Origin of the sequence: Sphingopyxis fribergensis (assembly GCF_000803645.1) — a bacterium.
GTDB lineage: Bacteria > Pseudomonadota > Alphaproteobacteria > Sphingomonadales > Sphingomonadaceae > Sphingopyxis > Sphingopyxis fribergensis.
The window spans coordinates 3439143-3464594 of record NZ_CP009122.1 but is presented as its reverse complement, the minus strand read 5'-3'; the positions used below and the strand labels follow the sequence as shown (position 1 = coordinate 3464594).

Here is a 25452-nt window from a genome sequence, read left to right as displayed (position 1 = left end):
CATCGTGGGCGCGTGCCTTCAGGGTGTCTCGACTTCGCTCGACATGAACGGACTTTATGAGTTTATGCTTGGCGCCAGCCAAAGCCTTCTTCGAGCGGCACGACCCGCCCTGCCGTCCCCACGGGCTCCCGCGTCCCGTCGGTCAGAAACGCCAGCATAGCCGCATCACCCACATCGACATGCGCGAGCGTGCGCTGGCCCTCGGGCGTGCGTGCCACCACGACCCCTGCTTTCGGCCCCCCGTCACGGCCATAGAAGACCGTGTAGCTCTCCATCGTCGCCGGGCCGGCATAATCCTCGACCAGGTCGGGCACTGGCCCGCGCTTCGCCTCGGCCTCGGCCTGATAGTCGAAATCCTGCGGGAAGCTGGCGGCAGCAATCGGCCGGTTCCCCAGCACAATGCAATGATTGTCGGTCGCAAAGCCGCCATTGGCGAAGAGGAAGCCATAGCGGCCTTCGGTGCGGAGCTTGTCGACCATCGAGACGATCGCATGGCTCATATAATTGGCGATCGGGCCGCCGCCGAAGGTAAGACCACCGAACACCGTCGCGGGCCGGTCCCACGGCCAGCCGAGGATGCGCCGCGCCATCTTGGGCACGCAGGGAAAGCAGCTGTAGAGTTCGACGAAATCGAAATCGGCGGCGGTCATCGCGTTGAGGTCGAGCGTGCGCGTGATCGATGTCTCCATGCTGACGCTGCGGTCGTAACGGTCGCGGTGGAGAATGCTTGCCGGCTCCTTCGCGGCGGCGCCCATGCCGATATGGATCAAGCGGTCCTCGGGGATACCGCGACGCCACGCCTCGGCGAGGCTCGCAACGATGAAGCCCGCGCCCTGGTTCACCGACGAATTGGCGACCATCAGCTTCGAATAGGGGAAGGCGATCGGGCGGTTGCGTTCGTCGACTTTGAGGATGTCCTCTGGCGTCGTCGGCTTGCGGATCCACGCGCCGTCGTTGGCCGCCGCGACTTCCGAAAAGCGCGACCAGATTTCGGCGCTTTCGAACTGCGCTTCGGCAAGGCTCTGACCCCATCCGGCGCGCGTCGCATTTTCATAGAGCGGATAAACGTCGACCGGCGCCGCAAGGCCGTGCTTCTGCGCGTAATTGGGCTCGCGCCGCGTCGCGACCTGGCGGATTGCATTATAACTCTTGTCTTCGCCGCTCGCAGCCTTGGCGGCGCGGCCCGCGGCGGTGCGCAGCGCCTCGCCGCCGACGATTGCCGCCAGTTTGATCTCGCCTGCGCCGATGCGGTTCGCGGCTTCGTTGAGCAGGCGAACCGGCGTGTCGCCGTGCGGGGCGGCGGACTGATAGTTGATTGCGGGGTTGGCGCCGATCGTGGCGGCGAGCGGTTCGCAGAGCTTGCCGAGATGGTGGAAGCTGATCTGGTCGACGATCGCGAGGCTGTCGAGTTCCGTCAGTGAGACACCCGCGTCTCGCGCTGCGATCTCTAGCGCCGCGACCATCAGCCCCAGCGAATCGAGCCCTTGATCGGGATCGTCGGGCCGGTCGTTGACCTGTCCGACCCCGATGATGACGGGAATACGCTCAGGATCGGTCATCATGTCAGCGCGCCTTCCACTCGGGCTTGCGCTTCTGCGCGAAGGCGAGCGGGCCCTCGCGTGCGTCTTCGCTGCGCATCAGCACGCCGCGTTCGCGGGTGTTATGCTCCCAATAAGGCGCGTCGGCAGCGATACGGCCTTCGTCGATCCCCAAAGCGACGCGCTTAGACGCCTGCACCGACAGCGGAGCGTTGCCTGCGATCTTCTCGGCGAGCGCGATCGCGGTTTGCATCAGGTCGGCGAGCGGAACGACATGGTTGACGAGCCCGAATTCGGCGGCGCGCAAGGCGGGGATCGGGTCGCCGGTGAGCATATATTCCATCGCCAGCTTGCGCGGGATTTGCTGCGCGAGGCGGAAGGCGCCGCCCGCCGCGGCGAACAGCCCGACCTTGACCTCGGGCAGCCCGAATTGCGCGTGATCGGCGGCGATAATGATGTCGCTCATCAGCGCGATTTCGCAGCCGCCGCCGAAGGCGAAGCCGTTGACGGCGGCGATGATCGGTTTCGAGATGGGGTGCAAAACCATTCCTGCGAAGCCCCACGCCTGCTGCGCTGGATCGTCGGGATAAAGGCTCTCGCCGCGCGACAGGGCGACGAGGTCGGCGCCGGCGCAGAAGCTCTTGTCGCCCGCGCCGGTGAGGACGACGACGCGGATATCGGGGTCGGCTTCGGCGGTTTCGAGCGCGGTGCCGATGCCGACATGGACGGCGGCGTTGACCGCGTTGCGCGCCTCTGGCCGGTTGATCGTGACGATCAGGACATGGCCGCGGCGTGTCGTGAGGATGGTCGTATCGGTCATCGCGAATCTCTCCCTTTCGGGGGAGTATCGCGGGTGGTTGACGTTTACGTCAACTTTAATCCTCCCTGTCGCGTAGCGATGGGCAGGTGGAGGGGCAGCGACCTCGCGCCATGGCCCCTCCGTCAGCGCTGCGCGCTGCACCTCCCCATGGCTTCGCCACAGGGAGGAATTGGATCAGATCGACTGGCCGGTCTTCGCCCAGTCGGCGAGGAAGCCTTCGATGCCCTTTTCGGTCAGAATATGCTTGAACAGCCCCTTGATCACCGACGGCGGCGCGGTCATCACGTCGGCGCCGATCTTCGCGGCTTCGAGCACATGGATGCCGTGGCGCACGCTCGCGACCAGGATTTCGGTCTCATAGCCATAATTGTCGTAGATCAGCCGGATGTCGGAGATGAGTTGCATCCCGTCGAAGCCATTGTCGTCGTGGCGGCCGACGAAGGGGGAGACAAAGGTCGCGCCGGCCTTCGCCGCAAGCAGCGCCTGCGCCGCCGAGAAGCAGAGCGTGACATTGACCATCGTGCCGTCGCTGGTGAGCGCCTTGCAGGTTTTCAAACCGTCGATCGTCAGCGGCACCTTGATGCAGACATTGTCGGCGATCTTGCGGAGGATTTCGGCCTCTTTCATCATCGTCGCATGATCGAGCGCGACGACTTCGGCCGAGACCGGGCCGGTGGTCAGCGCGCAGATTTCGCGGGTCACTTCCTTGAAGTCGCGTCCCGACTTGGCGATCAGCGACGGGTTGGTGGTGACGCCGTCGAGCAGGCCTGTCGCGGCGAGTTCCTGAATGTCGGCGATTTCGGCGGTGTCGGCGAAGAATTTCATGGCGCGGGCTTTCTGGTGGGAAGGTGATTCGGGTTTAACGACGCCCTAGAGCAACGGGCGCGAAATATGAACCGTCCGCACGCCCCTTTCGTCATGCCGGACTTGATCCGGCATCCATAGCCGCGGCGCCGCATGGACCCCGGATCAAGTCCGGGGTGACGAAGATCGGAAAGGACTGGCGTTCGTTCTTTGTTCACGTTAAGCGCCGGTCATGGCCAAAGCGAAACGTCAATATGTCTGCCAGAATTGCGGGTCCGCCACCTATCGCTGGCAGGGCCAATGCGTCGATTGCGGCGAGTGGAACACCTTGGTCGAGGAGGCGGGCGAGACCGTGTTTTCGGCCAAGCATGACCTGAGCAAAGGCGGGCGGACGATCCCGCTCGAAACGCTGAATGCCGAAAGCAAAATGCCCGAACGCATGCTGTGCGGGATTGCGGAGTTCGACCGCGCACTCGGCGGTGGTTTCGTCGCGGGATCGGCGACGCTGATCGGCGGCGACCCGGGGATCGGCAAGTCTACGTTGCTATTGCAGGCGGCAGGGCGGCTCGCGAAAGCGGGCAAGTCGGTCGTCTATATCAGCGGCGAGGAAGCGGCGGCGCAGGTCCGGCTGCGCGCGCAGCGGCTGGGGCTGGGCAATGCGCCGGTCGCGCTCGCCAGCGCGACGTCGGTGCGCGACATCCTGGCGACGCTTGATCGGCAGACCGCCGATTTCGTCGTGATCGATTCGATCCAGACGATGCACAGCGACCTGATCGACAGCGCCCCCGGGACGGTGAGCCAGGTCCGCGCGAGCGCGCAGGAGCTGATCCGTTATGCCAAGGACAGCGACGCGGCGATCGTGCTCGTCGGCCATGTCACCAAGGACGGGACGATCGCCGGGCCGCGCGTGCTCGAACATATGGTCGACACCGTGCTGGCGTTCGAGGGCGAGCGCAGCCACCAATATCGCATTCTGCGCGCGGTGAAGAACCGTTTCGGCGGCACCGACGAGATTGGCGTGTTTGCGATGGGCGAGGAAGGGCTGGGCGAGGTGTCGAACCCGTCGAGCCTGTTCCTGACCGACCGCAGCCGCGACGTGCCGGGATCGGTGGTGTTTCCGGCATTGGAGGGCACGCGCCCGGTGCTGGTCGAGGTGCAGGCGCTGACGGTGCGGCTGGCGAGCGGCGCGACGCCGCGTAGAGCCGTCGTCGGCTGGGACAGCGGGCGGCTGGCAATGGTGCTCGCGGTGCTGGAGGCGCGCTGCGGGCTGCAGATGGGCGCCGCCGAAGTCTATCTCAACATTGCGGGGGGCTATCGGCTCACCGATCCCGCCGCCGACCTCGCGGTCGCGGCGGCGCTGATCTCGGCGTTCAGCGAACGGCCGGTGCCCGCCGACGCCATCGTATTCGGCGAGCTATCGCTGTCGGGCGAGGTGCGGCAGGTTTCGCACGACGGGCTGCGGCTACGCGAAGCGGCGAAGCTCGGTTTCTCGCGCGGTTGGGGACCGAAAGGTATGAAAGCGGTCGGCGGGATTTCGGTCACGGGTTTCGAACGCCTCGGCGAACTCGTTGACCTGATGCTCGGTCGCGACTAGCGATCGGCGAATGGGAAGTCTGACGGCTCTGGATATCGTCGTGCTGGTGCTGGTTGGCGGCGGCGCGGTGCTCGGTTTTTCGCGCGGCCTCGTGCAGGAGGTGACGACGCTGCTCGCGTGGATCCTCGCGATCGCGGCCGTGCGCTTCTTTCACCCGCTCGTCACCGACCTCCTCGCGGGCTGGGTCGGCACCGAGGGCGGCGCCGCGGCGCTCGCTTTCGTGCTGCTCTTCGGCGGCGTGTTCGCGCTCGCAAAATGGGGATCGCGCGCGATGGGACAGCGCAGCCGTGCGTCGCTGGTTGGCGGATTCGACCGGGGGCTGGGCGCGGGCTTCGGCGCGGTCAAAGGCCTGTTGATCGCGTCGATCGGCTTCATGCTCGTGACGCTGCTCTACGACATCGGTTATGGCAATGCGCAGCGCCCCGCTTGGATGACCGACAGCCGCACCTATCCGGCGCTGAGCGCCACAAGTGCCGCGATGAGCAAGGTGATCGCCGCGCGTCGCGCCGAAGCGCGCGAGGCCGAGGCCGAGGCGGCCAAGGGGGACGCGTCATGAACGTGCCGCTCTATAACCGTGACATTTTGGCGCTGGCGGTCGCGACCTCGGAATATCTGCCGATTGCCGATGCGCGCCACCGAGTCAGCAAGCGTGCCCCGCTGTGCGGCAGCGCGATCATCCTCGATCTCGATACCGACGATGCGGGGCGTGTGACGCGCGTTGGCATGCATGTCGAAGCGTGCGCGCTGGGTCAGGCGTCGGCGACGTTGCTTGCGCGCCATGCGCCGGGGATCGGCCTCGCCGAACTGCGCGCCGCGCGTGGTGCGATCGCGGGCTGGTTCGCGGGCGACGGGGCGCAGCCCGACTGGCCGGGGTTCGACCTGCTCGCACCGGCGCAGGGCTATCCGGCACGCCACGGCGCGATCCTGCTGCCCTTCGACGCCGCGATCGCCGCGCTCGAGGAACGGGCGGCGGCGGCATGAACTTGCTCGCGCTCACGGCGGCTGCCGCTGCCGAAGCCGCCGAAAAGGTCGGCGAGGCCGCGACCGATACCGCACTGGTCGAAGGTGCGATCCTGCTCGGCGTCGCGACTTTATTCGTGCTGATCTTTCGCCGACTCGGCCTTGGCGCCGTGCTCGGTTACCTGATCGCGGGTGCGGTCGTCGGTCCGCATGGACTCGGGCTCGTCGGCGGCGGCGAATCGAAGCTCGCCTTTGCCGAACTGGGCATCGCCTTCCTCCTTTTCCTCGTCGGGCTCGAACTGTCGCCGCGTCGGCTCTGGGACATGCGCCGCGCGATCTTCGGACTCGGCCTGATGCAGGTCGTGGTGACCGGGCTCATTCTCACCGGGCTCATCTATCTGACGCTCGGATTCAGCCCGGCAGCCTCGCTCGCGCTCGGCCTTCCGCTCGCGCTCTCGTCGACCGCACAGGTGCTGCCGGGGCTCAAAAGCTCGGGCCGGATCAATTCGCCCTTTGGCGAGAAAGCCTTCTCGATCCTTTTGTTCCAGGATCTCGCGATCGTCCCGATGATCACGATCGTCGCGGTGCTGTCGCGCGCGCCCGCCGATCCCTCGGCACCATCCGGGTGGCAGATGGCGTTCTTCACCTTGTGGGCGATCGTCGTACTGGTGCTGGCTGGCCGCTTCATCGTCAATCCGCTGCTCCGCATCGTCGGCCGGTACGGCGAGCGCGAACTGTTTGTCATCGTCGGGCTGCTGACCATTCTTGCCAGCGCCGCGCTGATGCACAGCCTGCACCTGTCGACCGCGCTTGGCGCGTTCATCGCCGGCGTGATGCTCGCGGATTCGCCTTATCGGCACGAGATCGAATCTGACGTTGAACCCTTCCGCCTGATCCTGCTCGGCCTCTTTTTCCTCGCGGTCGGCATGGTGCTCGACATCGGGGCGGTGATGGAACGTCCGTTGCTCGTCCTGACGCTGGCGCTCGGATTGGTGGCGGTGAAGGTCGTCGTGCTGACGTTGATCGTGAGGGCATTCGGAAAGAGCTGGCAGGCCGCGCTCGGCCTTGGCCTGTTGCTCAGCCAGGGCGGCGAATTCGGTTTCCTGCTCTTCGCGCAAGCGGCGGACGCCCTGCTTATCGAGCCCGAGGCCGCAAGCCTGTTCAGCGCGGTGGTGACGCTGTCGATGGTGACGACGCCGTTCCTGATGCTGTTCGCGCGCAATCTGGAGTTTTCGCCCGGAGCCGACGAGCCCGATCTCGACGATCCCGAGGGCGCGCCGCGCGGATCGGCGATCGTCGTCGGCTATGGCCGTTTTGGCCAGATCGTGTCGCAAATGCTGCATGGCGTCGCCTGTTCGGTGACGCTGATCGACAAGAAACCGAGCCAGATCGAGCTGTCGAGCCGCTTCGACACGAAAGTCTATTTCGGCGACGGGCTGCGGATCGACCTGCTCCGCCGCGCGGGGGCCGAAGAGGCGCGGCTGATCATTTTCTGCATCGACGATGCGTCGGTCGATGCCGCGGCGCTCAAGCCGATCGTCGAGGCGTTCCCGAATGCGAAGATTTTGATGCGTGTTTTCGATCGCCGCCAGCTACTCGCGATCGACGGCGCGGGCGTCGATACGGTCGTGCGCGAGGTCTTCGAGAGCTCGATCGCGATGGGGCTGACGGCGCTGCGCTATCTCGATGTCGATCCAAGCGAGATGGACGATGTCGAGGCGACGTTGCGCCATCTCGACGAAACGCGGCTGCAGGCGCAGCTTGACGGGGGCGACCTGTCGGCGGGCATGGATCATCGCTTCAAGCCGGGCGGCGGGCGCGAGGCCGATAGCGTGCTCGAAAAATTCCGGCGCAAACGGCTCGCGGCGAAGATCGCGCGCGAAGAAGATGAGGCGATGGGGCTGACGAGCGAGAGCTAGGCGGCCAGCGCGTCGTTGCTATGCGGCGCGCTGTCCGTCGAGGAACGCCGCCACCGCATCGAGGCCATATTCGTCGGTGACGAAGCTTCGCCCGATGCCGCGGGTCAGGATCAGCGGCAGCTTGCCGCCGCGCACCTTTTTGTCGTGCGCCATATGATCTGCGAGTTCGGCGCCCCCCGTGTTGACGCCCGCGCTCGCAAGACTGTGCGGCAGATCGACGCTCGCGAGGTGATCGCGCACGCGCACGGCATCCTCCGGCGTGCAAAGCCCTTTCGCAGCCGAAAACTGGTGCGCGAGGACCATGCCGGCGGCGACGGCTTCGCCGTGGAGCAGCCGGTCCGAATAGCCCGTCTCGGCCTCGAGCGCATGGCCGAAGCTGTGGCCGAGGTTGAGCAGCGCGCGAATGTCCTGCGTCTCGCGCTCGTCGGCGGCGACGATGCGCGCCTTGGCCGCGACGCCCTGAGCGATCGCCTTGTGCCGGGCTTCGCTATCGCCCGCGAGCAGTGCGGCGCCATTCGCCTCGCACCAGCCGAAGAAGGTGGCGTCGTCGATCAGCCCATATTTGACGACCTCGGCATAGCCGGCCCCCAGTTCGCGGCGCGGCAGCGTTTCGAGCGTCGTCGGATCAATCACGACGAGCGCGGGCTGGTGAAAGGCGCCGATAAGGTTTTTGCCCGCGGGGACGTTGATCGCGGTCTTCCCGCCGACGCTGCTGTCGACCTGCGCGAGCAGTGTGGTCGGCACCTGAATGAAGTTGCAGCCGCGCTTGACGATCGAGCAAGCGAAACCGACGAGGTCGCCGATCACACCGCCGCCGAGAGCGATGACATGATCGCCGCGCTCGACGCCTTCGCCGATCAGCCATTCGGTCAGGCGCGCGAGCCCCGCCCAGCTTTTCGTGCTTTCGCCCGGGTCGAGGACGAAGGAGGAGAAGGAGATGTCGGCCATCGCCAGCGCGGTGCCGAGCGGGATCAGATAATGGTCGGCGACGTGCGTGTCGGTGACGATCATTGTGCGCGGACGCTTCAGTAGCGGCGCGACATGTTCGCCGATATCGCGGATCAGCCCGTCGCCGATCAATATCGGATAGCTGCGGCTGCCGAGCTCGACGGTCAGGCTTTCCATTGCGGATCTTCCCACTTTGACAGGGCCTCCAGGATCGCGCGCACCGTGTGGTCGTGCGGCGTGCTTGCCGAACTGACGCGAAGATGCGCCTCGGCATAGATGGGATTGCGGACTGCCGCGAGGTCGCGGAGCACCTCGCCGGGGTCGCGGTTCTTGAGCAGCGGGCGGTGGCTGCGGCGGCCGACGCGTTCGACGAGCGTCGCGATATCGGCGTCGAGCCAGATGCAAAGGCTGCCCCGCAGGATCAGCGCGCGCGTTTCGTCGTTGATGAAAGCGCCGCCGCCGGTCGCCAGCACCATCGGCTTTCCGGCCAGAAGCCGGGCGATAACGCGGCGTTCGCCGTCGCGGAAATGCGCCTCGCCGAACCGCTCGAAAATGTCGGAAATGCTGGTGTCGGCGGCGCGTTCGATCTCGTCGTCGGCATCAGCGAACCGCATGCCGAGCCGCTGCGCGAGGCGGCGGCCGACGGTCGATTTTCCCGAGCCCATCAAACCGACGAGCACGATCGACCGCTCGCGGATCGACGCGGGGATGGGCCCCGCGGTCATCGGGGCCAGGCTTTTCGGGTTTCGCGACATGGTGCAATCACAAACAGTTGTAAACAAAAGTGCCGAAGCGCTAAAAACCGCGGGAATCAGCGGATGCGGTCGCCCCCATTGCACACCCAAACGTCACAAAGCCAGCGATTACGATATCGTAATATCCGTTGAGGCTCTGCTTGCGCGTGCCCGTAGCATGCCAAGCCGATCATCAAAATGATTGTCTTATTGGGCCACATGGCTGCGTTCGCAAAAGTCTGGTTTCAGACGGTGGCCAAGATGGCCGAACTGCAAACTTGGGGTGGGAAACGGACATTGCCTCGCAAAACTGGGACAGCTATTATTCGGGAATGACAAGCCCCAGTCGTCGACAAGTTTTGGCAGTGCGTATAGGTGTCGCTCACCTCTTCGGCCTGCTGATCGTCGGCTTCTACGGAACAGTTGGAACGTCGGGTGGCTTTGGAGCAGGAGCATTTTTCGGCATGTTTGCCGGTGCGATATTCTCGCTCCCTTGGATCGCGGCGGTTCTCGCTATCGTTTGGTTTAGGGGGAACGCTCTAGACCGATACATCATACCTTTTTGTATCTTAGGACCGATTGTTATCTGCGGCAGTTGGTGGGCGCTTAGCGGCGCAAGCTTGCTCGATGTCGTCGCTTTGTCCTGTATCACGTCCAGTGTATGGGTGCTTGCCCTGACGTTGTTCGAACGGCGCAAAATGATCGCTGACTGACATCCAACAACTGGTCGATTTCGGTCTGGCGGCTTTTAATCGATTAATTTGGAGTGCGTCACATGGTCCGCGCGGCTATACCGCGAGGGCCGCGCGGAACAATGCTTTTGCTGCGCGTTTAATGAGACGAACGACAGGCATGGGATATTGCGCACGCGGGGCAGATCGGGAAAAGGCCGCTGGATTGCACGATTGATCGTGCTGGCGCTGGTGCTGGTGGCGTTCTTTCTATTCCTGCTGTTTCTCGGCCGGCCGATCGAGCCGCGAATGATTGAGGTGGACGTGACCGACAAGATTGCCGAAAGCGTGCCGCAATGAAGATGAAAACGCTATCGCTCGCGCTGGGCTTGTCGGGAACCGCCATGGCCGCCGTGCTGGTGCTGCCCGCGCTCGCACAGGAATCGCTGTTGCCCGAAGGCTTCGGCAACCCGGCCGATGCGCCGCGTCCGGCGCCGGCGCCTTCATCGACGCCGACGCCTGCCCCGAGTTCGACGCCGACCAACGGCACCGCTCCGCCTGCAGTCACCCCGACCGTAGGGACGGCGCCGACGAGCGCGGCCGCCGAAGAGGGCGAGGACGGCGAAGAGGTCGAATCGGGCGGGCTGAAATACGACCTGCCGCCGGGTGCGCGCCGCCTGCTCACCCGAATCGGGCCGCTGACGCCCGAAACGGGCGGGCTTGCGCCGGATGCGTTCGGGGTGCGCGGCCAATATGCCGCCGCGATCATGAGCAAGACGAACGGACAGTTCGCGTCGCGTTGGGGACAGATCCTGCTGCGGCGCTCGCTCGCCTCGGCGATCGATACCCCCGACACGATCAACGGCGCCGATCTCGCCGCCGCTCGCGCTTCGCTGTTGCTCCGCATGGGCGAATCGATCACCGCGCGCCGGATCGTCCAGTCGGTCGATTACGACCGCGCCAGCCCGCGCCTCGTCGCCACCGCACAGCAAACCTATCTCGCCAATGCCGATCCCGCGGGCATGTGCCCTTATGTCCCCGCCGGGCTCGCGCATGGCGACGCACAGGCGTGGCGCCTGGCGTCGGCTATCTGTGCGGGCCTGTCGGGCGAAGCCGGGCCGGCGGGCTGGGCGATCAGCCGCGTGCGGTCGAGCGGCAAGATTTCGAATTTCGACATATTGCTCACCGAACGCGTCCTCGGCGCGACCGGCGCCGGCCGCCGGTCGACGACGATCGAGTGGGACAATATCGACCGGCTGACAAGCTGGCGCTTCGGCATGGCGACCGCGACCGCGATCCCGGTGCCCGAGGCGCTGCGCACGTCGGCCGCGCCCAATATCAAAAGCTGGACGGTGCTGGCGCCGATGACCGACATGGCGAGCCGCGTCGCCGCTGCCCCCGAAGCGGCTGCGCGCGGTGTGCTGTCGAGCGAGGCCTATGTATCGCTGCTCAGCGCCGCGGCGAGCGAAGAAGAGCCCACCGAAGCGGTCACGGCGCAGACCGATCAATTGCGCGCCGCCTTCCGTCTGGCGCGCGGTGCCGACCGTTATGCCGCGATGGAACGGCTTTGGGGCACCGATGCCGGTCCGACCCAGCGCTATGCGGCGATGGTCGCGACCGCGCGCGCCGCAGCGGCGCTGCCCGTCGGTACCGAGGTCGGCGACGACCCCTGGCAACTGCTCGGATCGATGCTCGCGGGCGGTTATGACGAGAATGCGATTGCGTGGGTGCCGACCGTTTCGGTCGGCAGCCGCGCGTGGGCCGTGCTCGCGGTGGGTTCGCCGCGGCCGCTCACCGGCATGAGCGCGGGTGCCGTCGAACGCTTTTCGGGCGACGACGACAGCGCCGATACGCTGCGGTCGAAATTCCTGCTCGCGGGCCTCGCCGGTCTCGGCCGCCTCGATGCGAGCGCGGCGGCGGCGGCGGCGAGCGATCTCGAAGTCGATCTGGGCAAGCAGACGCGCTGGTCGCGCGCGATCATGGCGGCCGCCGAGCGGCGTGAGCCCGGCATGGTTGCGCTTCTCGCGGCGGCGGGGATGCAGGGCGAATGGTCGAAAGTCCCGCCCTACCATCTCTATTATATCGTCCGAGCGCTGCGCGAAGTGGGCCTGTCGTCCGAAGCGCGGATGATCGCCGCCGAAGCGCTGGTGCGTGTCTGACGGCGCTCTGATCGATCGTTTTCTCGAGATGATGGCGGCCGAGCGTGGCGCCTCGCGCAACACGCTTGCCGCCTACCGCCGCGATCTGGAGCAGGCGGCGGAGTGGGTGAAGGGCCCGCTGGGCGATGCCAATGCGGCCGACTTGCGCAAATTGATGGCGGATTATCAATCGCTTGTAGCGAGTAGCGCGGCGCGTAAGTTGTCGGCGCTGCGCCAGTTTTTTGCCTTCCTGCTCGATGAGGGCGAGCGCGCCGACAATCCGGCGCTCGATATCGCGCGGCCGACGACGCGCCGCCCGCTTCCGCGCATCCTGACCCATGATCATGTCGAGCGGCTATTCGCTCAGGCCGAAGAGGAAGCGGCGGGAGAAGCGCCGCCGGCCGCGGCGGTGCGGATGCTGCTGCTGCTCGAACTTCTTTACGGGTCGGGCCTGCGCGCCAGCGAGCTGGTGTCGCTGCCGCGCCGCGCGATGGCGGGCGAGCGCGAGTATCTGATCATCCGCGGCAAGGGCGACAAGGAGCGGCTGGTCCCGCTGTCCGAACGCGCACGGACCGTCCTCGATCGCTGGGTGCCCTTCCTCACCGAAGTATCACCCTGGCTGTTCCCGTCGGGCAAGGCGCATATTTCCCGCGTGCGGCTGTTCCAGATGCTGCGCGACCTCGCGGGCCGTGCAGGGGTCGACCCGACCGCAGTCAGCCCGCATGTGCTGCGCCATGCCTTTGCCACGCATCTGCTCGAGGGTGGGGCCGATCTGCGCGCGCTGCAATTGATGCTGGGGCACGCGGATATTGCGACGACCGAAATTTACACGCATGTCGACAGCCGCCGCCTTGTCGAGCTGGTCAACCAGCGGCATCCGCTCGCGCGGATGGATGGTGCCCACCCCAAAGTTGACGTTACGCCGCCATCGTCCTAGCGACTGCGCATGACAGCCTTTCTGGACTTCGAAAAACAGGTCGCGGCGCTCGATCGGCAGATTGCCGAACTGCGCGAAATGGGGGACGACCCCTCGCTCAACATCGACAATGATATTGCACAGCTCGAGGATAAGTCTTCCAAATTGCTGCGCGATATCTATTCGAAACTGACGCCTTGGCAAAAGACGCAAGTCGCGCGCCACCCCGACCGCCCGCATTTCAAACATTATGTCGCCGGCCTCTTCGACGACTGGATGCCGCTGGCGGGCGACCGCAATTTCGGCGACGATCAGGCTATTTTGGGCGGGATGGCGCGGTTCCGCGGCCGTCGCGTGATGGTCATCGGCCACGAAAAGGGCGACGATATTCCGTCGCGCATGAAGCATAATTTCGGGATGGCGAAGCCCGAGGGCTATCGCAAGGCGATCCGCCTGATGCAGCTGGCCGACCGGTTCGGACTGCCGGTGGTGACGTTGGTCGACACCTCGGGCGCCTTTCCGGGAATCCAGGCCGAAGAACGCGGCCAGGCCGAAGCGATCGCGCGTTCGACCGAACAATGCCTGGCGCTCGGCGTGCCGATGGTTGCCGCCGTGGTCGGCGAGGGCGGCTCGGGCGGCGCGATTGCGCTTGCCGCCGCGAACCGCGTGCTGATGTTCGAACATGCCGTCTATTCGGTGATTTCGCCCGAAGGCTGTGCCTCGATCCTGTGGCGCACGTCGGACAAGGCGGCTGATGCCGCCGCCGCGATGAAGATGTCGGCGCAGGATCTGCTCGGGCTCAAAATTATCGACCGGATCGTCACCGAACCCGTCGGCGGAGCGCATCGCGCGCCCGACGTCGCGATTGCGGCGCTCGGCGATGCGATCGCACAGGAACTCGATGCGCTTGCCGGGCTGCCGCGCGAGACATTGCTCGCCGCGCGCGAGGATAAATTCCTAGCAATGGGCCGCGCTTAGGCGCGGTCCCGCGGAACCCGATCGCGGGTTATCGCGTTCCCTTTCAAAATCGGGCGGCCGCGGTTCATCGCGCGGCTTGCCTTGTCGTGTGATGGGGATATCGCTGAGCGACGGCGTGTAGTGGGAGGATTTCGATGAGCTGGAAGACCGGGAAAAAACTGGCGGCAGTGCTGGCGTTGGGCGGTCTTGCCGCGACCGGCGCGGCCGACGCGCAGTTGAAGGCGATCAAGACCGCGACGAGCATTTCGTCCGCCGAGCGCAAGCAGGGTACCGACGCGCACCCGCAGCTGATGGCCGAATTCGGCGGCGCCTATAATGGTCCGCAGGCCGCTTATGTGAACCGTGTCGGGCAGAATATTGCCGTTCAGTCGGGACTGTCGCGTAGCGCAAGCGATTTTACCGTCACCCTGCTCAATTCGCCGGTGAACAACGCCTTCGCGATCCCCGGCGGCTATGTCTATGTCACACGCCAGCTGATGGCGCTGATGAACGACGAGGCCGAACTTGCCGGCGTGCTGGGGCACGAGGTCGGGCATGTCGCGGCGCAGCACAGCAAGAAGCGCCAGTCGGCGGCGACGCGCAACCAGATCCTCGGTGTGCTCGGCGCGGTGCTCGGCGGCGCGATCGGCGACAATGGCGGACTGCTCGGCGGGCTCGGCGGACTGCTCCAGAATAATTCGCTGAAGGTCGCACAACTCGCGACGCTCGGCTTTTCGCGCAGCCAGGAATTGCAGGCCGACCAGCTCGGCGTCCAATATCTCCGCAGCGCGGGTTACGACCCGCTGGCGCTGTCGACGATGCTGACCAGCCTCGCCAACCAGACGACGCTCGAGGCGCGCCTGTCGGGCGGCGACGCGCGTTCGCTCCCCGAATGGGCGAGCACTCACCCCGATCCCGCTTCACGCGTGCGCAACGCCCAGTCGCTGGCGAACCGCGCGGGCGGCAACGGCGGGACGCGCAATGCCGACGCGTTCCTCGCCTCGGTCGACAATGTGCTTTACGGCGACGATCCGGCGCAGGGCGTGGTCGAAGGGCGTGATTTCCTGCACCCCGACCTCAAGCTGCGCTTCACGGTGCCGAACGGTTACGGAATGCAGAATGGCGCCGACGCGGTGTCGGTCAGCGGCAACGGCGGGCAAGCGCAATTCACGACCGGTCCGTACAGCGGCGACATGAATGCCTATATCGCCGCCGCCTTCAAGGCCATCGCTGGCAATGCCGCGATCAGCCCCGGCGCGATCCAGCGCACGACGGTGAACGGCATTCCGGCGTCCTATTCGACCGCGCGGGTGAATAGCCAGTCGGGGCAGGTCGATGTGACCATCTTCGCCTATGAATTTTCGCGTGAGCGCGCGTTCCACTTCGTCACCTTGACGCAGGCGGGCGGCAGCGGCGTGTTCAATTCGATGTTCAATAGCGTCCGGCGCCTGAGCACTTCGGAAGCGGCGGCGATCAAGCCGCGGCGGATCGATGTCGTGACCGTCGGGCGCGGCGATACCGTCGCCACGCTGGCGCGGCGCATGGCGTACAGCAATTATCAGGCGGAACGGTTCCAGGTGCTCAACCGCCTGACCGCATCGAGCCGCCTGACCCCGGGGCAGCGCGTGAAGATCGTCGTGTACGCAAGCCGGTAACGACGGCCGCAACGAAAAAGGGCGGTGGATCGCTCCACCGCCCTTTCCGATTTCCGCCGCGATAAGCGGCGTGAGCATCGCCTGATTAGGCGTTCTTTTCGTCGAGCTTGGTCGAAACCTTGTTAAAGGTGTTGCCGACGCTGTTGCCGACGGCGCCCATTGCCGCGATGCCGGCGACGGCGATCAGGGCCGCGATCAGGCCATATTCGATGGCGGTGGCGGCTTTGGTATCGCGGACGAACTTCTTGATGAACTTCATGACTGGTCTCCTGATTTCACTTACCCTGTTGACGGTCTGGTCTGGGTCAACATCCGGGGGTTTAGGGCGAATAGGTTTTGAAAATCTTAATGCTACCCGCCCGAAACCTGTGCGCCGAAAGCCCGAAATGGGACAGCCACTGCGACGCTACATATTATTTTCGGCGGCTTTCGAGATACTGTTCCACATGCCGTTGGCGGAGTTGGCGAAATTGCCCACCGAAACGACGGCCGCCAAAAAGATAAGGGCCAGAATCAGCCCATATTCGACGGCTGTGGCGGCCCTGGTCGACCGCATCAGCCTGTAAAACTTTCGCATTGTTCCACCCCTGACTGAAATTATAGTTCCCGAGGGTGTCATGTTTACACAGGAAGGTTAACAATTTGTCCGCTACCGACCCCGGAAAACCGCCAAAAACGCCGCTGATCGTCGTGGCCGCGGCGCTTGTCGACCGTGACGGGAGGCTGCTGGTCCAGCAGCGCCCCGAAGGTCTGTCGATGGCCGGGCTCTGGGAGTTTCCCGGCGGCAAGCTGGAGCCCGGCGAAACGCCCGAACAGGCGCTGATCCGCGAACTGGGCGAGGAACTCGCGATCGATGTCGATCATGCGTGCCTTGCGCCCGCCTGTTTCGCGAGCGAGCCGCTCGGCGACCGGCATCTGCTGCTGTTGCTCTATGTCTGCCGGAAATGGCGCGGAACGCCGGTGGCGCAGCATGCCAGCGCGCTGCGCTGGGTGCGCCCGGTCGAACTGCACGGGCTTGCTATGCCGCCCGCCGACAAGCCGCTGATCGGCTTGCTGGAGGCGCTGGTCTAGATCTTTGGGGTCTAGGTCTTTGGCTTCAATGCCTCGGCGAGCGAGGCGGTGCCGCTGCCGCGCCGCGCGGGTTGCGGCTGGTCGGGATGCGGCGCCCAGCCGCTGAAATGGATAAGGCGGAATGTTTCGCCGATGCGGCCGTCGGGATCGGCCTGGGCCGCGAAAGCCGCTGCAATCCGCGCCGCCTCTTCGCGCGTCAAGGACGGGGGCGCGGGCGCGAGCCGGCTCGACAAGCCCGCCGCGCGGATATCGCGCACCAGGGCGAACCAGTCGCCATAGCGCACCGTCAGCGCGTCGACATCGACGACGGGCAGGGTGAAGCCGACGCGCTGGAGCAAATTGCCCATCGCGGCGAGGTCGATCTGGGGATGCAGCCGCGCGATCGACCGCACCCCGTCCGCCATCACCGCGCGGCGCATCCGGGGCAGGCTGCCGTCGCCGACGAAGGCGCCGAGCAACAGGCCGTCGGGCGCCAGCAGCGCGCGGAGGCGGACGAGTGCGCCAGGCACATCGTTGATGCTGTCGAGCCCGCCGGGCCAGAGGATGAGGTCGAAACTGGCAAAGGGCAGGTCGATGGCGTCGGCCTCGACCGCGACGGCGCCGGCCCTGGCGGCGAGGCGCGGTCCCGCCTCGGCGATAGTGAGATCGGTGCCGGTCGCGCTCAGATGATCGGCGAGCGCGGCATCATGCGCGCCGATCAGCAATGTGCGCGGAAATTCGCGCGTCACCATTGCCAGCCGGTCGAGCAGGGTTTCGGCGATCAGCGGCGCAAGAAAATTGGCCGACGCGGGCAGGCGGGCCATGCGGTCGCGCTGGGCGCGGTGACGGGCCGGGGAGAAGAGCGGGCGGGGAGGCTGCGACATGCGCCGCTTGTGCCGTCCCCGGCGATGCTTCACAAGCGGCGGATGGCGACGACGACGGGGGATGTCGAAAAAGACGGCGCGCCGGCCGGAGCGTGGCTGGGGAGCTTGCGTGCCGCGGGGCGCGCGATCGTCGATTATGCGCTGCCGCCGCGCTGCCCCGGATGCGGGGTGATCGTCGGCGAAGATCGCCAGTTTTGCCTGACCTGCTGGTCCTCGCTCGACTTCCTCGATGGCCCCTCCTGCTCGCGCTGCTCGATCCCGCTGCCGACGGCCTTGCCCGGCGCGCCGATCGTCTGTGGCGCGTGCCTTGCCAGCCCGCCGCCCTTCGACGGCGCGCCGGCTGCAGTCGCTTATGGTCCCGTTGCGCGCACCGTGGCGCTGCGCCTCAAATATGGGCGGCGCACCGGGCACGCGCGGTTGATGGCGCGGTTGATGGCGCGGCGGCTCGCGACGCTGGGGGCGATCGACGATATGCTGCTGGTGCCGGTGCCGCTGCATCGCTGGCGGCTGTGGTCGCGCGGGTTCAATCAGGCGGCGCTGGTCGCCGACGAACTGGCACGGCTGACCGGCGCGGCGCGCGACCATCATCTGCTGCTGCGCGTCAAGTCGACTGCGTCGCTGCGCGGCAAGGGACGGCGCGAACGCGAGCGGATCGTCGCGGGGGCCTTTACGCTGGCCACGGGCGCAAAGGCGCGCGTGGCGGGCCGCCATCTGGTGCTGGTCGACGACGTCCATGCCAGCGGCGCGACCCTGCGCGCGGCGGCGAAAATGCTCAATCGGAGCGGTGCAGCGCGTGTATCGGCGTTAAGCTGGGCGCGTGTCGTTCCCGATGCGCTGATGAGCGGCAACATATTTGACTTTGCTTCGTTGGATTCCGATATGACGAATGAAGGATGACAGGATAGCCGCATGGCCAAGATCGAAGTATTTACCAAATTCCTCTGCCCCTATTGCTCGCGCGCCAAGGCGTTGCTCGAGCGCAAGGGCGTCGAGTATCAGGAAATCGACCTGACGATGGACCGGGCCGGGTTCGACGCGATGGTCGAACGCGCGGGTGGCGCGCGCACCGTCCCGCAGATATTCATCGACGGAAAACATATCGGCGGCAGCGACGACATGGCGGCGCTCGACGCGCGGGGCGGGCTCGATCCGCTGTTGGGACTGGGCTGAGCTTGATCGTTTTCGATCTTTGTTGCGCCGGCGACCACCGGTTCGAAGCCTGGTTCGCGAACAGCGACAGCTTTGGTGACCAGCAGACGCGCGGGCTGATCAATTGCCCCGTGTGCGGCGATGCCGACGTCAAAAAGGCGGTCATGGCGCCGCGCGTCGGCACCAAGGCCAACCGGCAGATGGCCGTTCAGCCGCCAGCCACGCCGCCGGGTTCGGGCGAGCCATCGCCCGAACTGATACGCAAAATGCTTGCCGACATCGCCGCGAAACAGGCCGAAATATTGCCGCAGTCGCGCTGGGTCGGCCGCGATTTCGCCGACGCCGCGCGTGCGATTCACGAAGGGCGCTCGGCCGAGGATTTGATCCACGGCCAGGCCTCGCCCGAAGAGGCGGAGGCGCTACGCGACGACGGCATCGCCGCGATGCCCCTGCTCGTACCGATCGTGCCGCCCGAGGCGGCCAATTGATCCATCCCGATTGACGCTTTGCAGCGCGCCCCGCTACACGACCGGCGGCGCACCCGTAGCTCAGCAGGATAGAGCATCAGATTCCTAATCTGGGGGCCGTGGGTTCGAATCCCGCCGGGTGCACCATTTTTCAAAGACTTGGTGCGATATCAAGCCAGCGTTCTTCCATTCTCTTAATCATGTTTCTCGCTGTTTTCCGTCCGTTTCTTCTCTTTAGGGGCGGCTTCATGCAATAAAGTTGGAACACAGCACCACTTCCCATTCGGCCCCAAAGCGGTTGGGCCGATCATCGGCCTTCGCGCGCTTGGTGGCTGCGTGCAGTTTCGCGTTGGTCGAAGTTTTCCGAAAACGCCCGGTAGGCGATGGCGAGCTCGACGGTATGCTTGTTTATCCTCGCGAGCAGATGCCTCCCGATGGATCTTGTCGGCAGCATCCTGAAGAACTTTTTCTGGCGGGCCTCGTACCGTTGTCGGGCGCCGGATGATCCGGTCGCGGCGCTGCGTCGCTGGTATTTGCCGGCGGCGCACCGCTATCATCCCGCGAACGGCTGCGCCTATGCTGCGCTCGCTCCCGAGGCGCTGCGGCATTCCGATGCGCTCGGGCCGGCATTCGAGACGGGGCTGGAGGCCTCGATCGCGCAAATATTGGTTGAGCTTCCCGATGGCGAGGACCGAGAAGGGGCGATTCGCGTCATTGCGCAGTTGATCGGCACGCTGGTTCTGGCGCGAGCGGTCCGATCTTCCTCCTTGGCGACCGAGATTCTGCTAACGGCCCGCGACGACCAGCTTTCAGCCGAAATCCGCCGGGGGGAACGATGACGACGCTTATATCGCTTGAAGCGGGGCTTGGCAGGTCATTCGATCTGACGAGCCGCGACCAAGGCCGGCGGGCCTCTTCCATCATTTGAGTTCGAAGAGCGTCGGTTCGTCTGGCGAGGGCGTCTCGATGACCAGCAGGCCGAGGTGCATGGCCTGGGTTATCAGATGCGCGCGGTTGCGCGCATTCAGTTTCAGCCGCACATTCTCGATATGCCGTTCGACGGTTCGCGGCGCGATATTGATCTCGATCGCGATCTGCTTGGCCGAGCAGCCGACGGCTACCAATTCCAGTATTTGATGCTCACGAAAGGTCAAATGCGGTTCGACGTTCAAAGCGTTTTGATGCACGGCGCAATCCCCTGATACCCCAAGGCGTAGACACGGTGCGACCGACGAGCATCTTTTGTGCGGCAATGCCGCAACCCACCTGCTCTGGCTTCGACAATATCTCTTTGCGCGCTGTTTAGCAATTAACCTAAGCTAATTAAGTATATACCGACATTTGCTGTGCCAATATATCTATGTTGTTGAAAAACTGATGTAATCTATCTCTAGATGCTAAGTAAAATTACCTAAGGAATTTTGCTAGGGCATTCATACACACGAATTCCTTGGTTTTTACCCGGATGGTGTCAGCCTTCGCAAAGGCAGATGAGACTCGCAAATGGGGTCGCCGCAAATACCAATTTCAGATTGGAGACGTGGCGTGCAAGGTCTGTCGGCAGAATATCAACGCGGTTCGATTCCGCAGGATACCATTCTTAAATTTCGTAAAGGCGAGATCATCTTTTCACAGGGTGATCCCGGCGATTGCTGGTTCGAGGTCATCTCGGGAACGGTGAGAACCTGCCATTTCCACGTCGACGGGCACCGCCAGTTGACGGGCTTTTTCTATCAGGGCGACGTGTTCGGCGTCGAATATGGTTCGCGCGACGCGGCCGCCGAAGCGGTCACCAACACGATCCTGACGCGCCGCCCCGCGCTGAACGGCGACCCCGATTCCTTTGGACAGAATCGCGCGCTCGAACGCGCGCTCGACAGCGCGAATCAGTGCATATTCCTGCTCGGCCGCCGGAACGCCAACGAAAGGGTCGCGGCATTTCTGCTGATCGCGGCGAAGCGGCTGTCGGCACTGGGCAGCATCCCCCTGCCGATGACACGTGGCGATATCGCCGATCATCTTGGCCTCACGATTCATACGGTCAGCCGGACGATCTCGGGCTTTGTCCGCCAGGGGCTGATCGAGCTGGAGGGTCCGCAATTGTGCCGGCTGGTCGACCTCGACGGGCTTCGCGCGATCGCCGGCGAAGAGATGGGCGTGGCGATCGACAAGATCGGCGCGATGCGGCCGCGGCGAAGCTTCACCGGACAGGGGGCGGGCGCATGAGTAACTTGATAGTGTCGCCCGTGCTGCGCCATGTCGGTGTGGCCGCCGTTGGACTGTCGGCGATTTTTTCGCCTTCGCAGGCCAACGCGCACGAGACGCCAGCGCTTGAATGTCTGTGCGACGCACTGCCATTTCTCGATACCGCGCCAATCTGGAACGCCGCAGTCGCGGGTGCGGGCGCTGCTGCCGAAAGCCCACCGGCCGCGAGCGTCGAAAGCGAGATCGATGTGCAGCGCCGAATCCTGGCCGAACAGCGCGCGCTGATCGACCAGCAAAATGTGATGCTGGTGGAGCAGCGGCAGCAGATCGTGAAGATGCAGGGGCAGCTTATCACCCAGCAGGCGCAGATCGACCGACTTTCCTCCTTTGCGCTCGCAGAGGCGCCGCTGGAGATGTTCCGCGGTACCGGCATGGGGCAAGGCGTTGCCGGCCCCGCGCTTCCCGGTCCGGGCAGTGATGCGGTCGCGCTGCCCGATGCACCCGTCGGCGAAGCGCCGCCTCCGGGCGAGTCGACGACGGAACGCGTCGCTGCGGTTCCCGAAGGACAGGGCGTGCTGACGCGCGCCGGCCATTTCATTTTCGAACCCTCGTTCGAATATACACGCTCGTCGACCAATCGACTCGTCTTTCGCGGGATCGAACTGATCCCGGGCATTCAGATCGGCCTGATCGAAGCAACCGACGCCGACCGCGACACGCTCGTCGGCACGGCATCGATGCGTTACGGAATCAGCGACCGGCTCGAGGCCGAAGTGCGCATCCCCTATCTCTATCGCAACGACCGGATCGAGGTCGTCCAGCAACGTGACGAAGGTATCGTCCGGTCGATCGCGCTGCGCGAGGACGGGGTCGGCGATGCCGAATTCTCGCTGCGCTATCAATTCAATCGGCCGGTCGGACAAAAGCCGATCTTTGTCGGAACGCTCCGTGTGAAATCGGACACGGGCAAGGGGCCGTTCGAGGTCGGCTATGATGAATTCGGCGTTGCCACGGGGTTGGCCACCGGATCGGGTTTCTGGGCGGTTCAGCCGGGACTCAATTTCCTGATGCCGTCGGATCCCGCGGTCATTTACGGCGGGGTGGCCTATCTTTATCATATCCCGCGCGATGTGAACGAATTGGTCGGCGACGTGCTGATCGGGCGCGTCGATCCGGGCGATGCGGTGTCGGCCAACATCGGCTTCGGCTTCGCGCTGAACCCGCGCTTTTCCTTCTCGCTCGGCTATCGGCACAATTATATCTTCCCGACCAAGACCGAGATTGGCGATACGAATCAGAAATCCAATTATATCCACGTCGGTTCGCTCAATTTCGGCATGTCCTATCGCCTGACCGAGCGCGACGTTCTGAACATGGGCTTCGAAATCGGGGTGACCGAGGATGCGCCCGACGTATCGATCACGCTGCGCATGCCGTTTGGCGGGAAAATATAACCCCCCGGCGACCGCCATTATCGCAAAGAAAAGCCCCGCCGAAAGAGGCGGGGCGAGGTGACCGTCCCCATCGAAACGGGGGCGGGGGGTCGTTCAGTTGCCGAGCGCGCTGAGGGTCTGCGCACCCATCGCGGCGCCGATCGCGTCGCTCATACGCGTGGAGGCCAGCCCATCCCGAAAGCCTTCGTAGCCGCTGATATCGAGCACGGCGTCGACCTGCTGGTTCAGTGAGACGTTGCTGGCGGTGTTGATCAGGACATTCTGGATGGCATCGGTGCTCTGGATCAGCGCCGTCTGGCCGTTGTTCGCGAGGAACACCGGTTCGTCGCCGACGCGCATCGTAATGCCGCCGCTTGTCAAAATGCCGCCCTGAATCTGCGCGGCGTCGACCGCGGTCAGCGCCGGCGACACGAAGCGCTCGATCGAGGAGCCTTGGGGTGTCCAGCTGACGATCGTGCGCAGCGCCAGCTCGTCGTTCACGAAGCTGCGAATATCGGCGCCGAACGCGATCACCATGCCCTGAAAGGCAAAGCCGCCGCGCTGCGTCGCCAGGACCTCATCGGGCACCGTCTCCGCACCGATAAGCGGATCGCCGCTCGGCGGCTCGCTTGCAGCGAGAAGCGTCGGCGCAAAGGCGAGGAGAAAAATGCGTGGGGACATGGTCAATCTCATTTCACGGTACCGACGCGTACATCGAGCAGGATTTGCGGCGTCAGCTGATATTGCGGGGGGAGGTTGGTCGTCAGGTCGCTGATCGACACGCGAAGCGCCCCTTCATCTTCGAGCGGCGCCTGCGACCAGGGGCCCCAGTCGCCGGCGAGGTTGAAGGACGGGCGCTTTTGTCCGCCGTCGACGATCGCCAGCGCAATGCCGTTCCAATGTTTTTCGAAGTCGCTGAGCGAATATTCGTTAAGGCCGAGAACCGAATCACCGGTCAGCACCCGGTCGCCGCGAACGCCTTTGATGACGACGAAATGCTTGAATCCCTTAAGGTCCATCAGGACGATCGTCGGACGCTTTACCTGCTTCAATTGCTCGGCGGTGAGCCGGAAGCCTTCGGCGCGAAAGCCGCGCGAGGCGAGGTAGGTTTTCATGTCGAGCATCGAGAAGCCGACCTTGCGGATCGCCTCGCGGTCGCCCTTTTCCCACATCGCGCGAAAGGGCATGGTCTCCGACGTCGGCGCGCCATAATGATAGGTGAGCAGGGTCGCGATCGCCGCCGATCCGCAACTGAAATCATAGCGTTGGCGAACGACCGAACGGAAAGGAATTTCCCACCAGGTCATTACCTGAAGCTGGTAGTTGCCGCCCGTTTCGGGACCGGTCAGCCGGACTTCGGCGGCGGCGGGCGCCGCGGCAGCGGCGCACAGCAGGCCCGCGATCAAGATGCGCAGGGCCCGCATAGCGCGCTCAGTCGCCGAGGTTGATCGTCAGGTTCATGCCGCTCTGGGCACTGACCTGTGCGCCGGTGTTGATCAGCAGGTTGCCGACACCGTTGAAATTGGAAAGCGCGAAATCGCTCAACGTGACCGCACCTGCTGTATAGTCGCCCTTCAGCACGTTGCCGCTGACGATCGAGTCCATCGTCTGGTTGGTGATCACGAGCGACTGGCCGCCGCGCAGCGTGTCGAGCTCAGTATCCTTCAACATCGGCGATTTGCGTTCCGGCCGCATTATGCTTGCCGGAAGCGTTACCGTGATATCCGACGGCACGGCTTCTGTAACGAGGGGAGCCGCAGCGTCGGGCAAAGGCAACTGCGCCGATACGGGCACGGACAGGCCTGCCATAACCAGCAGAACCGGGACGATCGGGGGTTTCATTACGCGGGCGCTCCTTGAAAGCGAAACTGGAAGAAATGGCCGGCCCGCCAGTGGTGCCGGGCCGGCCATCCGGGGGGACTCTTAGTCGCCGCCGCCGTCACCGCCACCAGCAGCCGGAGCACTGTCGCCGAAGCTTACAGTGCCGCTTGCCGCGATGTTGGTTGCAGCCTGGGCATTCGAGTTGATGCCCGTATTCCAGGCGGCGTTCAGAATGCCGGCATAAGCAGCAAAGGCGCTGCCGCTCACCGAGTTGTTACCGCTGTTGTAACCGACCGGCGTTTCGCTGCCGTCTTCACCGTCCAGATCGACGAGTTCGTCCATCTGCTGGTTGGTGTTGTTGGCGTTCAACGTTTGGGTCGCCACAACGAGGCTGTTGCCGTTGAACGAGCCGTTGCCGTCATTGTCCTGGTCGTCATCCGAGAAGGTGTCAGCGGCATTGTCCTGGACGAACAGGTCGATCAGGTCGTTGACGACAGTGGTATCGTTGCCGATCCCACCTGCAGCACCGGTCGTGGTGTTGTCGTTGTCCTGGTTCTGTTGCGCCAGCGCGGGCGCTGCGGTTGCTGCAAGCGCCAGCGTCGACACCGCCAGCATGACTTTCTTGATCATGACTATTCTCCTTACAAAAAGGGGACGGCGCGCGATGCCTGACGGCATGGCTGTTGCGGATCCTCCCCGACTCCGTCCGCATCGGTGCGAACACGGCGATCATGATCCGCACCGGCATGGACCGCTTTGCGAATTGGCAATGTCGGGGGTGGAGAAATA

General features: G+C 64.7%; 30 protein-coding genes and 1 tRNA gene. 18 read left to right on the top strand and 13 right to left on the bottom strand.

The features are described 5' to 3' along the window. Positions 1–62: 62 nt before the first annotated feature. The 3 genes from SKP52_RS16060 to fsa all read right to left on the bottom strand — a co-directional run bounded on the left by SKP52_RS16060 (position 63) and on the right by fsa (position 3183). Entirely contained in the window at positions 63–1559 is a 1497-nt protein-coding gene (locus SKP52_RS16060) for an acetyl-CoA acetyltransferase (protein WP_039576367.1), read from the bottom strand. Positions 1560–1563: 4 nt separating this feature from the next. Continuing rightward, positions 1564–2358, bottom strand: coding sequence for an enoyl-CoA hydratase-related protein (locus SKP52_RS16055; RefSeq protein ID WP_039576365.1), 795 nt, complete (start codon positions 2356–2358; stop codon positions 1564–1566). 174 nt (positions 2359–2532) lie between these two features. Continuing rightward, positions 2533–3183, bottom strand: coding sequence for a fructose-6-phosphate aldolase (fsa, locus tag SKP52_RS16050; RefSeq protein ID WP_039576363.1), 651 nt, complete (start codon positions 3181–3183; stop codon positions 2533–2535). 211 nt (positions 3184–3394) lie between these two features. Here fsa and radA point away from each other — a divergent pair, with 211 nt between their 5' ends. Genes radA through SKP52_RS16030 form a run of 4 tightly spaced genes read left to right on the top strand, consistent with a single transcriptional unit; the run spans position 3395 to position 7635 of the window. Next, entirely contained in the window at positions 3395–4756 is a 1362-nt protein-coding gene (gene radA, locus SKP52_RS16045) for a DNA repair protein RadA (RefSeq protein WP_039576361.1), read from the top strand. Positions 4757–4766: 10 nt separating this feature from the next. After that, positions 4767–5312: a CvpA family protein gene (locus SKP52_RS16040; RefSeq protein WP_081997413.1), complete on the top strand. Its 546-nt coding sequence runs from the start codon at positions 4767–4769 to the stop codon at positions 5310–5312. Then, positions 5309–5737 carry an iron-sulfur cluster assembly scaffold protein gene (locus SKP52_RS16035; RefSeq protein WP_039576359.1) on the top strand — a complete coding sequence of 143 codons (429 nt, stop codon included), beginning with the start codon at positions 5309–5311 and terminating at the stop codon, positions 5735–5737. Before SKP52_RS16040 ends, SKP52_RS16035 begins: the two co-directional genes overlap by 4 nt. Next, the gene (locus SKP52_RS16030; protein ID WP_039576357.1) at positions 5734–7635 is read left to right on the top strand and encodes a cation:proton antiporter domain-containing protein; all 1902 of its coding nucleotides are present in this window, start codon (positions 5734–5736) and stop codon (positions 7633–7635) included. Before SKP52_RS16035 ends, SKP52_RS16030 begins: the two co-directional genes overlap by 4 nt. A gap of 18 nt (positions 7636–7653) precedes the next feature. On the opposite strand, the gene aroB is transcribed toward SKP52_RS16030, so the two are convergent. Both aroB and SKP52_RS16020 read right to left on the bottom strand, forming a co-directional pair. Beyond that, positions 7654–8760, bottom strand: a complete 1107-nt coding sequence (gene aroB / locus SKP52_RS16025; RefSeq protein WP_039576354.1) for a 3-dehydroquinate synthase — start codon at positions 8758–8760, stop codon at positions 7654–7656. Further along, complete coding sequence (locus SKP52_RS16020) at positions 8748–9338, bottom strand: shikimate kinase (RefSeq protein WP_081997412.1); 591 nt, start codon at positions 9336–9338, stop codon at positions 8748–8750. Before SKP52_RS16020 ends, aroB begins: the two co-directional genes overlap by 13 nt. Before the next feature lie 311 nt (positions 9339–9649). On the opposite strand from SKP52_RS16020, the gene SKP52_RS27065 reads away from it, so the two are divergent. The 6 genes from SKP52_RS27065 to SKP52_RS15995 all read left to right on the top strand — a co-directional run bounded on the left by SKP52_RS27065 (position 9650) and on the right by SKP52_RS15995 (position 15654). After that, on the top strand, positions 9650–10030 hold the full coding sequence (locus SKP52_RS27065) for a hypothetical protein (protein WP_148309163.1): 381 nt from the start codon (positions 9650–9652) through the stop codon (positions 10028–10030). Between the two features lie 192 nt (positions 10031–10222). Then, complete coding sequence (locus SKP52_RS27270; RefSeq protein WP_267127961.1) at positions 10223–10348, top strand: hypothetical protein; 126 nt, start codon at positions 10223–10225, stop codon at positions 10346–10348. Then, positions 10345–12147: a hypothetical protein gene (locus tag SKP52_RS16010; RefSeq protein ID WP_052208413.1), complete on the top strand. Its 1803-nt coding sequence runs from the start codon at positions 10345–10347 to the stop codon at positions 12145–12147. The genes SKP52_RS27270 and SKP52_RS16010 overlap by 4 nt, the downstream gene beginning before the upstream one ends. A 28-nt stretch (positions 12148–12175) precedes the next feature. Next, positions 12176–13063: a tyrosine recombinase gene (locus SKP52_RS16005; protein WP_267128064.1), complete on the top strand. Its 888-nt coding sequence runs from the start codon at positions 12176–12178 to the stop codon at positions 13061–13063. A gap of 9 nt (positions 13064–13072) precedes the next feature. Beyond that, positions 13073–14020 (top strand): acetyl-CoA carboxylase carboxyltransferase subunit alpha, encoded by a 948-nt coding sequence (locus SKP52_RS16000; protein WP_039576349.1) that lies wholly within the window; start codon positions 13073–13075, stop codon positions 14018–14020. A gap of 134 nt (positions 14021–14154) precedes the next feature. After that, positions 14155–15654: a M48 family metalloprotease gene (locus tag SKP52_RS15995; RefSeq protein WP_052208411.1), complete on the top strand. Its 1500-nt coding sequence runs from the start codon at positions 14155–14157 to the stop codon at positions 15652–15654. Positions 15655–15739: 85 nt separating this feature from the next. Here SKP52_RS15995 and SKP52_RS15990 read toward each other — a convergent pair whose 3' ends face one another. Next, positions 15740–15913, bottom strand: coding sequence for a Flp family type IVb pilin (locus tag SKP52_RS15990; RefSeq protein ID WP_039576346.1), 174 nt, complete (start codon positions 15911–15913; stop codon positions 15740–15742). Between the two features lie 147 nt (positions 15914–16060). Continuing rightward, entirely contained in the window at positions 16061–16210 is a 150-nt protein-coding gene (locus SKP52_RS25575) for a Flp family type IVb pilin (RefSeq protein ID WP_228383672.1), read from the bottom strand. Positions 16211–16296: 86 nt separating this feature from the next. On the opposite strand from SKP52_RS25575, the gene SKP52_RS15985 reads away from it, so the two are divergent. Then, positions 16297–16725, top strand: a complete 429-nt coding sequence (locus SKP52_RS15985; protein WP_052208409.1) for a (deoxy)nucleoside triphosphate pyrophosphohydrolase — start codon at positions 16297–16299, stop codon at positions 16723–16725. An 11-nt stretch (positions 16726–16736) separates the two neighbouring features. Here the strand turns inward: SKP52_RS15985 and SKP52_RS15980 are convergent, their stop codons facing one another. After that, a complete protein-coding gene (locus tag SKP52_RS15980; RefSeq protein WP_039576344.1) occupies positions 16737–17588 on the bottom strand; it encodes a methyltransferase domain-containing protein in 852 nt (283 codons plus the stop codon). Between the two features lie 42 nt (positions 17589–17630). On the opposite strand from SKP52_RS15980, the gene SKP52_RS15975 reads away from it, so the two are divergent. The 5 genes from SKP52_RS15975 (at position 17631) to SKP52_RS15955 (ending at position 20043) form a co-directional block, all read left to right on the top strand. After that, a complete protein-coding gene (locus SKP52_RS15975) occupies positions 17631–18485 on the top strand; it encodes a ComF family protein (protein WP_052208991.1) in 855 nt (284 codons plus the stop codon). Positions 18486–18497: 12 nt separating this feature from the next. Next, positions 18498–18758 carry a glutaredoxin 3 gene (gene grxC, locus SKP52_RS15970; RefSeq protein ID WP_039576341.1) on the top strand — a complete coding sequence of 87 codons (261 nt, stop codon included), beginning with the start codon at positions 18498–18500 and terminating at the stop codon, positions 18756–18758. Positions 18759–18760: 2 nt separating this feature from the next. Further along, positions 18761–19225: a DUF1178 family protein gene (locus SKP52_RS15965; RefSeq protein ID WP_039576339.1), complete on the top strand. Its 465-nt coding sequence runs from the start codon at positions 18761–18763 to the stop codon at positions 19223–19225. Between the two features lie 49 nt (positions 19226–19274). Beyond that, positions 19275–19351 (top strand) — tRNA-Arg (locus SKP52_RS15960). Between the two features lie 287 nt (positions 19352–19638). Continuing rightward, positions 19639–20043, top strand: a complete 405-nt coding sequence (locus tag SKP52_RS15955; protein WP_052208407.1) for a hypothetical protein — start codon at positions 19639–19641, stop codon at positions 20041–20043. An 81-nt stretch (positions 20044–20124) separates the two neighbouring features. Here SKP52_RS15955 and SKP52_RS15950 read toward each other — a convergent pair whose 3' ends face one another. Next, positions 20125–20391, bottom strand: a complete 267-nt coding sequence (locus SKP52_RS15950) for a response regulator transcription factor (RefSeq protein WP_052187702.1) — start codon at positions 20389–20391, stop codon at positions 20125–20127. Positions 20392–20749: 358 nt separating this feature from the next. Between SKP52_RS15950 and SKP52_RS15945 the strand changes: the two genes are divergently transcribed. Both SKP52_RS15945 and SKP52_RS15940 read left to right on the top strand, forming a co-directional pair. Then, positions 20750–21430 carry a helix-turn-helix domain-containing protein gene (locus SKP52_RS15945; protein ID WP_052208405.1) on the top strand — a complete coding sequence of 227 codons (681 nt, stop codon included), beginning with the start codon at positions 20750–20752 and terminating at the stop codon, positions 21428–21430. Beyond that, positions 21427–22863, top strand: a complete 1437-nt coding sequence (locus SKP52_RS15940; protein ID WP_148309162.1) for a SlyX family protein — start codon at positions 21427–21429, stop codon at positions 22861–22863. The genes SKP52_RS15945 and SKP52_RS15940 overlap by 4 nt, the downstream gene beginning before the upstream one ends. A 93-nt stretch (positions 22864–22956) precedes the next feature. Here the strand turns inward: SKP52_RS15940 and SKP52_RS15935 are convergent, their stop codons facing one another. The 4 genes from SKP52_RS15935 to SKP52_RS15920 all read right to left on the bottom strand — a co-directional run bounded on the left by SKP52_RS15935 (position 22957) and on the right by SKP52_RS15920 (position 25293). Next, positions 22957–23523, bottom strand: a complete 567-nt coding sequence (locus SKP52_RS15935; protein WP_039576337.1) for a hypothetical protein — start codon at positions 23521–23523, stop codon at positions 22957–22959. Between the two features lie 8 nt (positions 23524–23531). Next, complete coding sequence (locus SKP52_RS15930) at positions 23532–24266, bottom strand: C39 family peptidase (RefSeq protein WP_052208401.1); 735 nt, start codon at positions 24264–24266, stop codon at positions 23532–23534. A gap of 7 nt (positions 24267–24273) precedes the next feature. Next, the gene (locus SKP52_RS26215; protein WP_148309161.1) at positions 24274–24684 is read right to left on the bottom strand and encodes a hypothetical protein; all 411 of its coding nucleotides are present in this window, start codon (positions 24682–24684) and stop codon (positions 24274–24276) included. Between the two features lie 81 nt (positions 24685–24765). Continuing rightward, the gene (locus SKP52_RS15920) at positions 24766–25293 is read right to left on the bottom strand and encodes a hypothetical protein (protein WP_039576333.1); all 528 of its coding nucleotides are present in this window, start codon (positions 25291–25293) and stop codon (positions 24766–24768) included. Positions 25294–25452: the final 159 nt, after the last annotated feature.